Raw genomic sequence first — 15,198 nt, forward strand, 5'->3', positions numbered from 1 at the left:
CTGACGTTAATCTAAGTTTATTATCGATATGAATTCACATGAAATTGACAAGCGGGTCTCATGACTTACCTTCCACAATGAGGACTATTTCTCCCTTTACCCCTTTCTCATTGAAATAATCATGTACCTCCTGTAAGGTACCTCGTTTATTTTCTTCAAACATCTTGGTCAGTTCCCTGCTAACGCAGCATTGACGGTCCGGTCCGAAATATTCTATCAGGTCGGCCAGCGTTCTGACCAGGCGCTGAGGAGATTCGTAAAATACCAGTGTACGCTCATCCGTAGCCAGCTGGGTAAACAGGGTATGACGTCCTTTTTTCAGGGGTGGAAATCCCTCAAAAGAAAAACGGTTCATCGGGATACCGCTGTTAACCAGTGCCGGCACAAAGGCGGTGGCGCCTGGCAGACATTCCACAGGCACGCCTGCCCTGGTGCACTCACGTACCAGGAGAAAGCCCGGATCGGAAACGCCCGGTGTACCTGCATCCGTGATGAGGGCCATGGTTTTGCCAGCCTGGAGCTGTTGTACCAGGTGTTGCAGAATTTTATGCTCGTTATGCTGATGGTAGGGGGTGATGGGCTTATTGATGTTGTAATGCTTCAATAATATCCCTGAGGTGCGGGTATCTTCTGCCAGCACCAGGTCCGCTTCTTCCAGTACTTTGACTGCGCGGTAGGTGATATCGGCCAGATTGCCTATAGGAGAAGGAACAAGATATAACTTCATACAATTGCGGATTACAAATTACGAATTACGAATGACATGCAGCGACGATCATAGATGCTAAGGCTCATTCGTAATTCGACATTCGTAATCCGTAATTGCTGATTTTTTACTGGATGCTTATTTCAAAAGATTCCATTACCTGGTTAGCCAGCAGTTTCTGACAGGCCACTTCAGCCAGTTGTTTAGCTTCTTCTTTGGTAGCAGCATCTATCTGCAAGGTGATATGTTTGCCAATCCTTACGTCGTGTACATTGTTGATGCCCAGGTTCTTTAAACCACTCATTACCGCCTTACCCTGAGGGTCCAGTAATTCTTTCAGCGGCATCACATTAATATGTGCAGTAAACGTCATTTTTAAAAATTTTGACGCAAACCTAAGATATAAATCGCAAAAAACAACTACTTAACGGCATTACCGGTAGAAGGTTTTGACACAAGAGACAGCAGAACGTAGCACACAAAGACAAAAGGCACGGTGGCAAATTGCAGCACAGGAATACCTGCTACCGACAGTGCCACCAACACTAAACGGGCCCAGTTAGGCCTGAGTTGCAGGCTTTTAAACTTCAGGCTAAGCATGGGTATTTCCGCTACCATCAGGTAACATAACAGGGCTATGATGGTATACAGCACCCATATATTCTGCAGCCAGTGAGCCAGGTTGAACGGGTTGTACAATATTATCAGCGGGAAAGAGGCAACCAGCAATCCGACTGCCGGCGTGGGTATCCCGATAAAATTCTCTGACTGCCGGGTGTCCAGGTTGAACTTCGCCAGTCTGTAAGCGGCAAAACAGGGTACCAGCAGTGCAGGCGCCAGGTTTACATAAGAGACGTCAAATACATCCGGCATACGCATATAAGCACTGCGCAACAGGCGGAACAACATCAGTCCCGGTACCAGCCCAAAGCTGATCACATCCGCCAGGGAATCCAGCTCCCGGCCAAAAGGCGACTGCAATTTGAGCCACCTTGCCGCCAATCCATCGGTAAAATCAAATAAAGCGGCCAGTACTACCATGGCAGAAGCCCAGTAAACGGGCTCCGGATTGGTAATAGTATACTCTACGCCGTTGAACTCCGCAATGTACTGCGGAGCATGCAGGATATAAATAACGGCCAGGGCGCCGCAAAAAAGGTTGCTGAGCGTAAGGATGTTAGGTAGTTGCTTCATTTGTATTCAAGCCGATCGCCTATGGAAATTATATCCATAGACGATCGCACATTTTTAGCATTAAATATTTAGTAAATATATACACTATTTCTTCATCAACGACTCTATCTCCTCAGCAGTGATCGGAATATTCTTCATGAGGTCCACATTGCCGCCGGCTGTCAACCATACATTGTTCTCAATGCGGATACCCATTTTTTCTTCCTCAATATAGATACCGGGTTCTATTGTCATTACAGCGTTCTCCGGAATAGGCAGGAAGAAAGATGGTCCCAGGTCATGCACACCTATGCCAAGATGGTGGGAAATACCATGATACAGGTATTTGCGGTATGCCGGTGATTCAGGATCCTGGTTTTTGATATCTCCTTCTTTCAGCAGGCCGAGCTTCACAAACTCTTTTCCTGCCTCCACACCTATCATATCATGATATTTTGCGATAGTCAGTCCCGGCCTGAGGATGGATTTTGCATAATTATGCAGATGCAGACAGGCATCGTATACCTCGCGCTGGCGGGCGGTGAACTTACCATTTACCGGTACGGTACGTGTAAGATCCGCATTATAGCCACCGTAGGCTGCCCCGAAATCCATTAGGATCAGTTCCCCGTCTTTGCACTCCTGGTTATTAAATATATAATGGAGGATACGTGCGCGGTCGCCACTGGCGATAATGGAACTGTACGCCTCCCCGTCTGCCCTGTTACGCAGGAACTCATGCAGGATCTCAGCGTGGATCTCATGTTCCCATACACCGGGACGGATGAACTGCAACAGGCGGCGGAAGGTCTTTTCCGTAATGTCTATGGCCTGCTGGATCACCTTCACTTCTTCAGCAGACTTAACGGCACGCAGTTTCTTGAATATAACAGCCGCACGCAGGTAATTGTGTAAAGGGTAACGATTACGTAATTCATCCGCATAGCGGTAATCCCTTACAGGCACCAGGCTGGATTTACGGTTATTCTCGTTTGTATTCAGGTAAATATTGGTGGCATCATGGATCCAGGGCTGCAGTAAAGCGTCCAGGGAGTCCAGCCATACTACTGTAGAGATACCGGAAACGGCGAAAGCCTCATCTTTTCTCAACCGGTGCCCATCCCACTTTTCCTTCAGTTCATTCGGACGTACCAGCACCAGCACTTCCCTGTATTTAGGATCCGGATTATCGGGGTACAATATAACCATCGTATCCTCCTGCTCTATACCGGTCAGCCAATACAGATCTGCATTCTGCTGGAACTTATGAAGTGCGTCCCCATTGGTGGGCAGCTCATCGTTAGAATTGATGATAGCGATGGACTGGGGCTGCATTTCTGCAATAAAGCGCTGGCGGTTCTTTATGAAGATCTGTGAGTCTAATGGTAAATTTTTCATATTCTTTTTTTACGGCGGTGTATGTAAATGCGCGTCAAACCTACTGAAATTTCACAATAAGCAACACCTTCTCTTTTATAGCCTTGTAGCTTCTCCCATCCATATTATTATATGACCGCTTGTTCTATGTTACGCGAGAACATAAAGCGCATTTTCTATGGTCTGGGACCCAAAAACTTTTCAGGTGGAATTCAAAAAGAGATAGAAATAAATATCGGATAACATTTACCTGGCTGTAATATAATGAAATATACCATTGTACGATGTAAGAATAAGTGTATAGTAACCGCTTATTTCTTTACCATTTCCTGCAAAACAGCCAGATCCATTTTAGATATTTCTCAAACAAATATCCATTTAGCAGTTACAATTTCTAAATTTAGTCAAATCTGCAGCCTTTAATTTGATAATATCAAAAAAAGCCTAGATTTGCTTACTACACCAAAACAATCTTACTATGCAAGTCAGCAGTGTAAGGAATCCTGTTGCCGACCTATTAGAGTTAGGTATCCGGCAACCAAGCCATATTTATTATCAACTGGAGCCAGCTGAACTGATTGCACAAACGGTTGCTTCAGGACAAGGGACAATCACCAGCAGCGGCGCGCTTGCCGTAAATACCGGTCAATTTACCGGTAGATCTCCCAAGGACAAATTTATTGTGAAAGATGAGCTTACGGCTACTACAGTTAACTGGAATGATTTCAACATTCCGGTTAACCCTGGTAGTTTTGATAGGCTGTATGACAAGATCACCCGTTACTTTACAGGCAAGGATGTATGGGTGAGGGATGGTTATGCCTGCGCTGATCCGGCCTACCGTGTGAACATCAAAGTGATCACGGAAACGCCCTGGGCGAACCTGTTCGCCTACAACATGTTCCTCCGCCCTGCCGAAGAAGAGCTGGATTATATACAGCCGGAATGGACCGTTATCCAGGCGCCGGGCTTCCTGGCAGATCCTGCTACAGACGGCACCCGCCAGGATAATTTTGCCATGATCAACTTCACCAGGAAAATGATCATTATCGGCGGAACAGCATATACCGGCGAGATCAAAAAAGGTATATTCTCCATCCTCAATTATATACTGCCACATGACCATGGCGTGTTGAGCATGCACTGCTCTGCCAACCAGGGAGAACAGGGCGATACCGCCATTTTCTTCGGATTGAGTGGTACCGGCAAAACCACTCTCAGTGCGGATCCTGACCGTAAGCTGATTGGCGACGATGAGCATGGATGGGCTGCAGACAACATCTTCAATTTTGAAGGCGGATGTTATGCCAAGTGTATAGACCTGAGTGAAGAAAAAGAACCTCAGATCTTTCATGCCATCCGTGAAGGTGCGCTGCTGGAGAACACAATCTGTCATCCAGGCACTACAGATGTGAATTATGCGGATAAATGCATCACGGAAAATACCCGTGTGTCTTATCCACTACACTATATCGACAATGCCCTGATACCATCCATCGGCGGCGTTCCCGAAAATATCTTCTTATTGACCTGCGATGCATACGGTGTATTGCCGCCTATCTCCCGGCTGACGCCGGAGCAGGCCATGTACCAGTTCATCTCTGGTTATACAGCCAGGGTGGCCGGTACGGAAACAGGTATTACCGAACCTACAACTACGTTCAGTACCTGTTTTGGCGCTCCTTTCCTCCCGCTGCATCCCGTTAAGTATGCGGCTATGCTGGGAGAAAAATTACGCCGTCATAAAGCAAAAGTATGGCTGGTCAATACCGGCTGGACTGGAGGCGCATACGGCACCGGACAGCGTATCAAACTGTCCTACACCCGCGCCATGGTAGCTGCAGCCCTGAAAGGACAACTGGACAAGCTGGCGTATAAGGATCATCCTGTTTTTGGCTTCTCCATTCCTGAATCATGTCCGGGTGTACCCGCAGAATTGCTGGACCCAATTAATACCTGGGCCGATAAAGCAGCATATGATAAACAGGCTAATGCGCTGGGACATAAGTTCATACACAACTTTGAGAAATACGCCGATCAGGCGACACCGGAAATTTTATCCGCATCTCCGAGAATTTAGCTATATTGGCATTCTACCTGCCTTTAAAATTTCCACTACTTATTACAAGTTCACCGATGTACAGACGCTGTCTGTCGCAAAACAAGTGACCTATTCATTATTTTCATTATTGATGACAGGGAACTTGTTTTGCGGAACTTGAAAGGAAATACCTACCTTTGCGCATGCAAATTTTAGACGGAAAACTTGTTTCAGCGGCTGTTAAAGCCCAATTGGCAGATAAGGTAACTGAATTGAAAGCGCTGGGCGAAAAAGTCCCCCACCTGGCAGCCATCCTGGTTGGCAACAATCCGGCCAGCGAAACTTATGTGGCATCTAAGGTGAAATCCTGCGCCGAGATCGGTTTTAACTCCACTCTTTTACGCTTCGACGCGAAAATCTCTGAAAAGCATTTACTGGACAATATCACACTGCTGAATGAAAATGCAGATATTGACGGTATACTCGTACAACTTCCTCTTCCTAAACATATCAACGAAGAACTGGTGATCAACACCATTGATCCCAGCAAGGATGTGGATGGCTTCCATCCGATGAACGTTGGTAAAATGGTGGCAGGACTGCCTACATATATTCCCGCAACTCCTTACGGCATTATGCTGATGCTGGAACACTACAACATCCCTACCAAAGGGAAACATGCGGTAGTGATCGGACGCAGCCACATCGTAGGTACGCCTATGAGCATCCTGCTGAGCCGTAACGCTAATCCGGGCAACTGCACCGTAACGCTCACCCACTCACAGACAGTAAACCTGAAAGAGATCTGTCTCCAGGCAGACATTATCGTGGCAGCTATCGGTCGCCCGAACTTTGTTACTGCTGATATGGTGAAAGAAGGAGCTGTAGTGATCGACGTAGGTATCAACCGTATCGAAGATGCTACCAAAAAGAGCGGTTTCAGACTGGTTGGTGATGTGGATTACAACGCTGTAGCGCCAAAAACCAGCTTCATCACTCCAGTACCGGGCGGTGTTGGTCCTATGACCATAGCAGCATTGCTGAAAAACACCTACCACGCCTCTCTGGGTCAGAAAGTAAACATGAACTAAAGAATATCCTGTAAAACGCTTAACACTTTGTACGCCAGGCGGCTTATAAAGCGTTAAGCGTTCTGCATTTCCGGGGAACCGATCCGTCAGTGAATCGCCCCCATTTACGTACCTTTGCAAAATGTCAACAACAACAGCCGATATCGCAACATCTCTTCAGCTTCCTGTCATGGAACGTTTCTACACCCTGCAGGGTGAAGGTAACTACCAGGGCCAGGCTGCGTATTTTATACGCCTGGGCGGATGTGACGTAGGCTGCCACTGGTGTGACGTAAAAGACAGCTGGGATGCTTCCCGCCACCCACTGATCGCTATCAGTGACCTTGTACAGGATGCAGCCGTACATCCCGGCCGTATAGCTGTGATCACCGGTGGAGAACCCCTGATGCACAACCTGGACGCATTGACAGACGCGCTCCACCAGGAAGGTTTCCGTACCCATATGGAAACTTCCGGCTCCTCCCCTTTAAGCGGGCACTGGGACTGGATCACCCTCTCCCCCAAGAAATTCAAGGCCCCCCTCCCGGAGATCTGTGGATTGGCCCATGAGCTGAAAGTGGTGATATTCAACAAAACTGATTTCGCCTGGGCGGAAAAATATGCGGCGCTGGCAGGCCCACACTGCAAGCTCTACCTGCAGCCGGAATGGGACCGCGCAGCCCAGATCACTCCGCTGATCATTGACTACATCAAGGAGAACCCCAAATGGCAGCTCTCGCTGCAGGTGCATAAATACATCAATGTACCTTAAAACCTTTACCCTACATCATTTTAAGGCCTTACATTTGTGCTTTTTTTCATATATTGGCGGCCTAGCCAATCTAAAAAGTTATGAAGAGAGTCTTCCTATTGATGAGCAGTTGCTTCCTGTTATGCCTGGAGCTGAACGCCCAGGTCATAACATATGAGAACGCGAAGAAAAAAGCACAGAAAACTTTTGATGATGCTCAGATGGCGGTAAGGGAATACCGTATGACAGATGCTATTGATCTGCTGAAAGACGCTGTAAGACAGGAACCCGGATTTACAGACGCCTACGGTCAGATGGTTATCACGTACGCGGAAATGAAACAATATAAGGAAGCCATCATCAACTACGAAACACTAAAAAGACTTGACAGCCTTTCCACAAGGCCTGCTATGTTGTCTTATTCCAAAGCACTGGCGGGTGAAGGACGGTTCAGCGAAGCGCTGGCCAACGTCAACCTGTACATTCAGACTAACAAAACCAAAAGTGCACGAGCAGAAGCACTCCAGAAAGCTTACACTTTCGCAGCAAAAGCTGCGGCGAAACCGGTTCCTTTCAAACCGCGCAACATGGGAGACAGCATCAATACCAAGGATCCGGAATATTTCCCGTCCCTGACCATTGATGGCAAAACACTCGTTTTCACCCGTCGTGTGAATAGCAAGAATGAAGACTTTTACGTGTCTGAAAAAGACGACAGTCTTGGCTGGATGCCGGCCTATGGCTTCGGCTCTCCTGTAAATACTGCAAACAACGAAGGTGCACAGAATATCTCCCAGGATGGCAATATGTTGGTGTTCACCGGTTGTGACTTCCCCGGAGGAAGAGGCAGTTGCGATATCTATTACACCATCAGAACAGAAGAAGGACTGTGGGTAGAACCTATGAACATGGGCTCTCCTATCAACACACGCGACTGGGAATCACAACCCAGCCTTTCCGCAGACAGACAGACCCTGTACTTTGCCCGTGAAACTGCGGATGCCGGTTCAGAGATCTTCATGAGCAAATTACAGCCCAATGGTAAATGGGGCTTCCCGGAGCGGTTGGATTCGAACATCAACACGCCAGGCCGCGAAACCACTCCTTTCATACATCCCGACAATCAGACTTTATATTTCGCTTCCAACGGACATCCGGGATTTGGTGATATGGATATCTTCTTTTCCCGCCGCCAGCCTGATGGCAGCTGGGGACCAGCAGTCAATCTCGGGTATCCGATCAACACTGTAGACGAAGACGCCAGCCTGATTGTAGCGGCAGACGGTAAAACTGCTTATTTCGCATCAGACAGATCTGACAGCCGCGGACAACTGGACATCTATACCTTCGAACTATATCCGGAAGCACGTGCGTTGAGAACACTCTTTGTAAGAGGTTATGTGTACGATGCCAAAACCAAACGCCGTCTCGTAGGTAATGTGGAACTGACTGACCTGGAAACAGGAAAGACAGCCGCTGTTATACGCACAGACAAAATAGGTAACTACCTGATACCTTTGCCAACAGGTAAAGACTATGCCTTCAACGTAAACCGCAAAGGCTACCTGTTCTACTCTGATAACTTCTCTCTGAAAAATAAGACAGACGATTCCATGTTCGTCAGGGATATTCCTCTGGTACCACTGGATACAAGTGCTGTAATGGTGTTGTACAATATCTTCTTTGATACCAGACAATTCAACCTCAAACCAGGCTCTGAAATTGAGCTGAACAGACTCGTTGGATTGATGCAGGAAAATTCATCCCTGATCGTAGAGATCAGCGGACACACTGATAATATCGGTAATGATAAGGACAATATGATCCTGTCTGAACGCCGTGCACAGGCTGTGGTGAAATACCTTGTGGATAAAGGCATCCCGGCTGAAAGATTGCAGGCGAAAGGTTACGGAGAAACGCAACCTGTAGCAGAGAATGATACTCCGGGAGGCAGGGCTGCAAACAGAAGAACGGAATTCAAGATATTGAAGCTGTAAGGAACGGCTAAACGTAAATTAAAAACAGGAATAACGCTGTTCATTCAATGCGTTATTCCTGTTTTTTTTGTGGGTGATAATGCATTCAACAAAACACAATAGGCTCCGTCAGGAGCCCCGTGTTTGTAGCCCCGGGTGTTAACCCGGGGATTTCACGATACGGGTATCAACCCGGGGATTTCACGACACGGGTATCAACCCGGGGATTTGTATTACGGTGATAACCCCGTGTCAATAATACAATGTTCCAACCCTGGAATTCATAACGCCGGTAATAACAATTACCCGGGGTTATCACCCGGGCGCACAATACATCGCTCCTCCGGAGCGGGTCAGCCGGCATCATTTATAATCCCTCATCTGCCCTCTCAGCAAAGAATCCAGCGCTCCCGGCCTCCGTTTATAATCATACTGAAACATCGCCGGCAACCAATCTCCATACATTGGATTAGGCAATACAATAAACCGTTTACCAAAATCAGCTGCGGATTGTTGTGTAATCTGCTCACGTTTGTCAACAGGTTGTTTATCGAAGATCGCTGCAAAATCACTCAGATTATCTCCCATCAGTAAAATGATATGATGTGTCTGCGCTACCTGCTGGCGGCGGCTTTCCTTGCCTGAGGTGGTTGTTTTCAGGAACAGATGTTCATTGTCAGCATCAGGAAAATGCCAGCGTTGCAGGTTCTGTAACGTTGACGCACGTTCTGTTTCTGAGCGGTTAGTAATGTAAAAAACATGCACACCTTTCGATGCAGCATATTGCAGAAAGGACAATGCGCCGGGAACAGTATCTGCAGCGGCTTTTGCCGTCCATTCCATCCATGTTTTCTCTGCATATCCTTCTCCTCTCAAAGCGGTATGCACAGTATACGGACTGTTATCCAGAACTGTTTCATCGATATCTGTAACGACTGCAGGCGGCAGTGTAGCCGGTTGTGAAAGACTCTCATCAAGTCTTATTCTTGCAATGTTATAAGCCTGAAAACACAGCGCTTTATATTCCGCTGCTTTCTGCTGCCATAGGGCGGCCCAGGCCGGACCATAAGGTTGCAGGATGGTAGATGATGACGCCTGTGAAACAGGTGGCTGCGTAGTCTTACAGGCAATCATTCCTGCAAGCAATGCACATGTGAGTAAAATATTTTTGTATTGCATGGGAGTAAACAGAAGAAGTTTTAACTTAGATATGTTAACCGCAAAAATACGCAATATGCAGGAGGAATTACGCCACCAGATGGCTCTTACACAAATTCCACAAATAGGAGATATTGTCGCCAAAAAACTACTCGCACATTTTCATTCAGCCAGTGCTGTTTTTGCAGCCAGTAAACATGAGTTGGAGAACATTCCCGATATCGGCGCTGTAAGGGCCGCTGCTATACTCCAATTTTGTGACTATGAACAGGTAGATCGCGAGATTGAATATATAGAGCAACATGATATACAGCCGGTCTTTTATACCAGTGCGCAATATCCACAACGGCTGAAGCATTGCGCTGATAGTCCCGTGATGTTGTATTATAAGGGCAATGCTGATCTGAATGCCGGTAAAATAGTCAGTATTGTAGGTACGCGTGCGCCGGGAGATTATGGTAAGGCAATATGTGCAAGCCTGGTGGAAGATCTGGCTGAGCACAACGTAATAGTGGTCAGCGGTATGGCCTACGGTATAGACATTATCGCTCACAGGCAGGCGCTGCTGCATGGTATTCCTACCATTGGTGTACTGGCGCATGGGCTGGACCGCATCTATCCTCCACAACATAAAGGCACCGCTATGGCGATGGTCGAAAACGGCGGACTGCTCACAGAATTCCTCAGTGAAACACAACCTGACAAACAACATTTCCCAATGCGCAACCGCATTGTAGCTGGTATTGCGGATGCAACCGTTGTAGTGGAAAGCGGCCTGAAAGGAGGTTCACTCATCACTGCAGATATCGCCAATAGTTACAATAAAGACGTCTTTGCCATTCCCGGCCGGATTGGCGATCCGCATGCTGCCGGCTGTAATGAACTGATCAAAACAAACCGGGCCATGCTGATCACCGGTGCGGCCGATTTGTTGCAGGTGATGGGATGGGACCATAACCGCCCTTCTAAAATGCAACCAGCCTCCCAACGGGAATTGTTTGTAACCCTGGATGAGGCAGAGCAGCACATCCTGACGCTTTTTACAGGGAAGGATGAAAAACATATAGATCAGCTCCGCCGGGAGAGCTATTTACCCGGCAGTCAGGTTACTTCGCTGGTATTAAAACTGGAAATGCAGCATGTATTGAAGGGCTTGCCCGGTCAGAAATATCAGGTGATAAATTAGGGGCGACGCCAACAGACGCCCTCGGGTGGAAACCCCGGGGCTACAAACACCGCTCCTACCGGAGCGTTAATATTTCAGGGCACCTGTGGGGCGTAGGGTTGCGTTAGGTATACGTTACCCCCGGGTTGAAACCCGGGGCTACAAACACCGTCGCTCCTACCGGAGCGTTAATATTTCAGGGTACCTGTGGGGCGCAGGGTTGCGTTAGGTACATGTTACCCCCGGGTTGAAACCCGGGGCTACAAACACCGCTCCTACCGGAGCGTTAATATTTCAGGGCGGCCACCTACCTGTAGTTTCTCAGGAGCTTTAAGAGCACATTATAGCTCGTTCATCCCTTGTTCCTGTCTGTTTGCTTGTTCTCTGCTTGTTCTCTCCTTATTCTCTGCTTCTTCTCTCAGGTTGTTTTGCTATCTATCTGGTAGGTTGCCCACCTTAGGTAAGACATAACAGAGGGATAAAACCATCAGATTTAATTATCCCATCGGTCAATTCACCGATTTCTCTAAATTATCGTCCCTACAACCGATATTCCAGATTATCGGCAAATCAACCGATATTTTAGAATATCGGCCAAATAACCGATATTTATAGTATGACCAGCATCATTACAGGCGACATTATCAACTCACGGGGGCAAAACGATCCGACTATCTGGCTGCATCCTTTAAAAGAGCTGCTCGGAGAATGGGGGAAATCACCAAAGACGTGGGAGATATTCAGAGGGGACAGCTTCCAGCTAGAGATCAGCAAACCATGGAAGGCATTGCTGGCAGCCATTCGTATCAAAGCCTGTATAAAGTCGATAGATAAGCTGGATGTCAGGATAGGCATCGGCATCGGCGAAAAAAATTATAGTGCGTCGAACATCACTGAATCAAACGGACCGGTTTTTGTTTATTCGGGGGAAACGTTTGAAGAATTAAAAAAGCAAAAACAACGTTTAAGTATCAAAAGTCCGTGGCCGGAACTGGATACGCAATTGAACCTGATGTTCCGGCTGGCATCTGTTGCACTGGATAAATGGACGCCTGCAACGGCACAACTTGTAGCCATATCTATTGCGAACCGTGAACTTTCACAGAAAGAGCTGGGCGATCAGATCGGACGCACACAATCTACCATTAGTGAGGGCCAGAAAAGGGCCCATTATGAGGAAGTGATGGCATTGGAGAGTTTCTACCGAAAATGTATTAAAGAATGTATTTCAAAAACGCATACATGATATGATACTCTTTCTGCAACTATTTTTAGCGCATATCCTGGGTGATTTTTTCCTGCAGAACAACAAATGGGTGACCAACAAAGAATCGCTGAAATGGCGTTCTCCATACCTCTATATACACGTCCTCATTCATTTCTGGCTCATATTACTGGTGACATGGAATTTTGCTAACTGGAAGATCGCTTTCCTGATTATGCTCACTCACCTGCTGATAGATGGTGTAAAACTGCAATTCCAGCAACCTGCTTATCAGAGAGCCTGGTTTTTCGGAGATCAGCTGGCGCACCTGCTTGTTATAGGTATCGTCTGGTCATTTCATGAAAACATAACATGGCGCTATACAGACCTCATTACCGTCAAAGGCCTTATTATATGTATTGCCTGCCTGTTTGTGCTGAAGCCAGCATCTATTATCACAAAAAACACTATATCCCGCTGGACGCCCAACAGCAGCCCCAATCAGCATATATCAGCCATAGAATCATTAAAGGATGCCGGTGAATGGATCGGTTTCCTGGAACGCCTGATGATACTGACCTTTATACTGATGGGCAGATGGGAAGGTGTAGGTTTCCTCTTAGCCGCTAAATCCGTTTTCAGATTCGGAGATCTGAAAGAACCCAAAGAGACCAAACTGACTGAATATGTGGTGATAGGCACATTCCTGAGCTTCTTCATTGCGATCATGACAGGGCTGCTGAGCAGCTATTTACTAACCGTGTTAATGTAAACTTCACATCACCCGTTTCATCAACATTTTTCTATTTGCCTAAATAGGCGTACATTTGCGTGCAATTATTTAATAACTGACAAATAGTTGCAACATGCCTGCCGGAAAATCAAAACCGAAATTTGTAGAGGACGGACTTACCTTTGACGACGTACTTCTGGTTCCTGCCTACTCTGAGGTACTACCCAGAGACGTAAACATCTCAACGCAACTTACCAAAAACATACGCCTTAACATACCAATGGTGTCTGCTGCCATGGATACTGTTACTGAAGCTAACCTGGCCATTTCACTGGCTCGTCAGGGAGGCATTGGTATTCTGCATAAAAACATGAGCATTGAAAAACAGGCAGAACTGGTGAGAAAAGTAAAGCGCAGTGAAAACGGCCTGATACTCGACCCGGTTACCCTGCATGCCAATGCAACCATCGGAGAAGCGCTCCGCCTGATGAAAGAAAACAGCATCGGCGGTATTCCAATTATTGATGATGGCAATAAGCTGGTAGGTATTCTTACCAATCGTGACCTGCGTTTTGAGAGAAACCACAAACGCCTGGTAAGTGAAGTAATGACCTCCGAGAACCTGATCACTGCTCCTGAAGGAACTGATCTGAAAAAAGCAGAAAAGATCCTCCAGCAGAATAAAATAGAAAAACTGCCAGTAGTTGCCAAAAATGGTAAACTGGTAGGCCTGATCACTTACAGAGACATCCTCCAGGTATCCAGCTATCCCAATGCTGTAAAAGACGCCTATGGCCGTCTGCTGGTAGGCGCCGCTCTCGGTATCACTCCCGATGTACTGGACAGGGCACAGGCACTGATCAATGTAGGTGTGGATGTAGTTTGTCTCGATAGCTCACATGGTCACTCCATCGCTGTTATCAACAGTCTCAAGAAACTCAAGAAAACATTCCCTAAACTGGAAGTGATAGCTGGTAACGTAGCTACCGGCGAAGGCGCACTGGCACTGGCTAATGCAGGTGCAGACGCAGTAAAAGTAGGTGTAGGACCCGGTTCCATCTGTACTACCCGCGTAGTAACAGGTGCTGGTTTCCCACAGCTCTCCGCTGTAATGCTGGCTGCTGAAGCATTGAAGAAAACAGGTGTACCGGTGATCGCTGACGGTGGTATCCGTTACACCGGTGATATGGTAAAAGCCCTGGCTGCAGGTGCATCCAGCATCATGGCAGGTTCCATCTTCGCAGGTGTGGAAGAAAGCCCCGGAGAAACTATTATCTACGAAGGCCGTAAATTCAAATCCTACCGTGGAATGGGTTCCCTGGAAGCAATGGTAGAAGGTAGCAAGGACCGCTATTTCCAGGAAGAAGACGATATCAAGAAACTGGTACCGGAAGGTATCGTAGGTCGCGTACCTTACAAGGGTATGTTGTCTGAAGTGATCCAGCAATTCGTTGGCGGTCTGCGTGCAGGTATGGGCCTCACCGGTTCCAAAGATGTAAAAGCGCTGCAAGCAGCTCAGTTCATCAAGATCTCTCCTGCTACTGTGAAGGAAAATCACCCGCACGACGTAGTGATCACCAAAGAAGCGCCGAACTACAGCAGATAATCTCCGCTACGGTTTAGCAAACAAAATGACCGGAAGTAGCTGATGATACACCATATACAGTTAAACAATAACTGATGCCTGATCGTCACTGCTCAACATAATAATAAAAGCCTCCTGCAACAGAGCCAGGAGGCTTTTTATTATTTAATAATTTATTTCCTGTACTACTTTTATATTCGCGCTTTCTTGTCCGTCTAACCGGGCGAACAAACAAATCATATTACGGTTATCTGCATAC

At 47.1% G+C, this 15,198-nt stretch carries 13 protein-coding genes; 8 read left to right on the top strand and 5 right to left on the bottom strand.

Annotated elements, in window-relative coordinates; translation table 11 throughout:
• Positions 1-58 precede the first annotated feature (58 nt).
• The 4 genes from rsmI to F3I09_RS02480 all read right to left on the bottom strand — a co-directional run bounded on the left by rsmI (position 59) and on the right by F3I09_RS02480 (position 3,277).
• A complete protein-coding gene (gene rsmI, locus F3I09_RS02465) occupies positions 59-727 on the bottom strand; it encodes a 16S rRNA (cytidine(1402)-2'-O)-methyltransferase (protein WP_149693448.1) in 669 nt (222 codons plus the stop codon).
• A 106-nt stretch (positions 728-833) separates the two neighbouring features.
• The gene (gene purS / locus F3I09_RS02470) at positions 834-1,079 is read right to left on the bottom strand and encodes a phosphoribosylformylglycinamidine synthase subunit PurS (protein WP_149693449.1); all 246 of its coding nucleotides are present in this window, start codon (positions 1,077-1,079) and stop codon (positions 834-836) included.
• Between the two features lie 47 nt (positions 1,080-1,126).
• Positions 1,127-1,900: a phosphatidylcholine/phosphatidylserine synthase gene (locus tag F3I09_RS02475; RefSeq protein WP_149693450.1), complete on the bottom strand. Its 774-nt coding sequence runs from the start codon at positions 1,898-1,900 to the stop codon at positions 1,127-1,129.
• Between the two features lie 84 nt (positions 1,901-1,984).
• Complete coding sequence (locus F3I09_RS02480) at positions 1,985-3,277, bottom strand: aminopeptidase P family protein (protein WP_149693451.1); 1,293 nt, start codon at positions 3,275-3,277, stop codon at positions 1,985-1,987.
• Between the two features lie 457 nt (positions 3,278-3,734).
• On the opposite strand from F3I09_RS02480, the gene pckA reads away from it, so the two are divergent.
• The 4 genes from pckA (at position 3,735) to F3I09_RS02500 (ending at position 9,115) form a co-directional block, all read left to right on the top strand.
• Positions 3,735-5,336, top strand: a complete 1,602-nt coding sequence (gene pckA, locus F3I09_RS02485) for a phosphoenolpyruvate carboxykinase (ATP) (protein ID WP_149693452.1) — start codon at positions 3,735-3,737, stop codon at positions 5,334-5,336.
• Between the two features lie 164 nt (positions 5,337-5,500).
• Entirely contained in the window at positions 5,501-6,388 is an 888-nt protein-coding gene (folD, locus tag F3I09_RS02490) for a bifunctional methylenetetrahydrofolate dehydrogenase/methenyltetrahydrofolate cyclohydrolase FolD (protein ID WP_149693453.1), read from the top strand.
• 121 nt (positions 6,389-6,509) lie between these two features.
• Positions 6,510-7,139 (top strand): 7-carboxy-7-deazaguanine synthase QueE, encoded by a 630-nt coding sequence (locus tag F3I09_RS02495; RefSeq protein WP_149693454.1) that lies wholly within the window; start codon positions 6,510-6,512, stop codon positions 7,137-7,139.
• A gap of 80 nt (positions 7,140-7,219) precedes the next feature.
• Entirely contained in the window at positions 7,220-9,115 is a 1,896-nt protein-coding gene (locus tag F3I09_RS02500) for an OmpA family protein (protein ID WP_149693455.1), read from the top strand.
• Positions 9,116-9,457: 342 nt separating this feature from the next.
• Here F3I09_RS02500 and F3I09_RS02505 read toward each other — a convergent pair whose 3' ends face one another.
• A complete protein-coding gene (locus F3I09_RS02505) occupies positions 9,458-10,273 on the bottom strand; it encodes a 5'-nucleotidase, lipoprotein e(P4) family (protein ID WP_149693456.1) in 816 nt (271 codons plus the stop codon).
• Positions 10,274-10,328: 55 nt separating this feature from the next.
• Here F3I09_RS02505 and dprA point away from each other — a divergent pair, with 55 nt between their 5' ends.
• The 4 genes from dprA to guaB all read left to right on the top strand — a co-directional run bounded on the left by dprA (position 10,329) and on the right by guaB (position 14,960).
• Positions 10,329-11,438, top strand: a complete 1,110-nt coding sequence (dprA, locus tag F3I09_RS02510; RefSeq protein WP_223233109.1) for a DNA-processing protein DprA — start codon at positions 10,329-10,331, stop codon at positions 11,436-11,438.
• A gap of 595 nt (positions 11,439-12,033) precedes the next feature.
• A complete protein-coding gene (locus F3I09_RS02515) occupies positions 12,034-12,663 on the top strand; it encodes a transcriptional regulator (RefSeq protein ID WP_149693458.1) in 630 nt (209 codons plus the stop codon).
• A 1-nt stretch (position 12,664) separates the two neighbouring features.
• Positions 12,665-13,393 carry a DUF3307 domain-containing protein gene (locus tag F3I09_RS02520; protein WP_149693459.1) on the top strand — a complete coding sequence of 243 codons (729 nt, stop codon included), beginning with the start codon at positions 12,665-12,667 and terminating at the stop codon, positions 13,391-13,393.
• Between the two features lie 94 nt (positions 13,394-13,487).
• Positions 13,488-14,960: an IMP dehydrogenase gene (guaB, locus tag F3I09_RS02525; RefSeq protein WP_149693460.1), complete on the top strand. Its 1,473-nt coding sequence runs from the start codon at positions 13,488-13,490 to the stop codon at positions 14,958-14,960.
• Positions 14,961-15,198: the final 238 nt, after the last annotated feature.

The organism is Chitinophaga sp. CF418, from assembly GCF_900142925.1.
In the GTDB taxonomy this organism is placed as follows: domain Bacteria; phylum Bacteroidota; class Bacteroidia; order Chitinophagales; family Chitinophagaceae; genus Chitinophaga.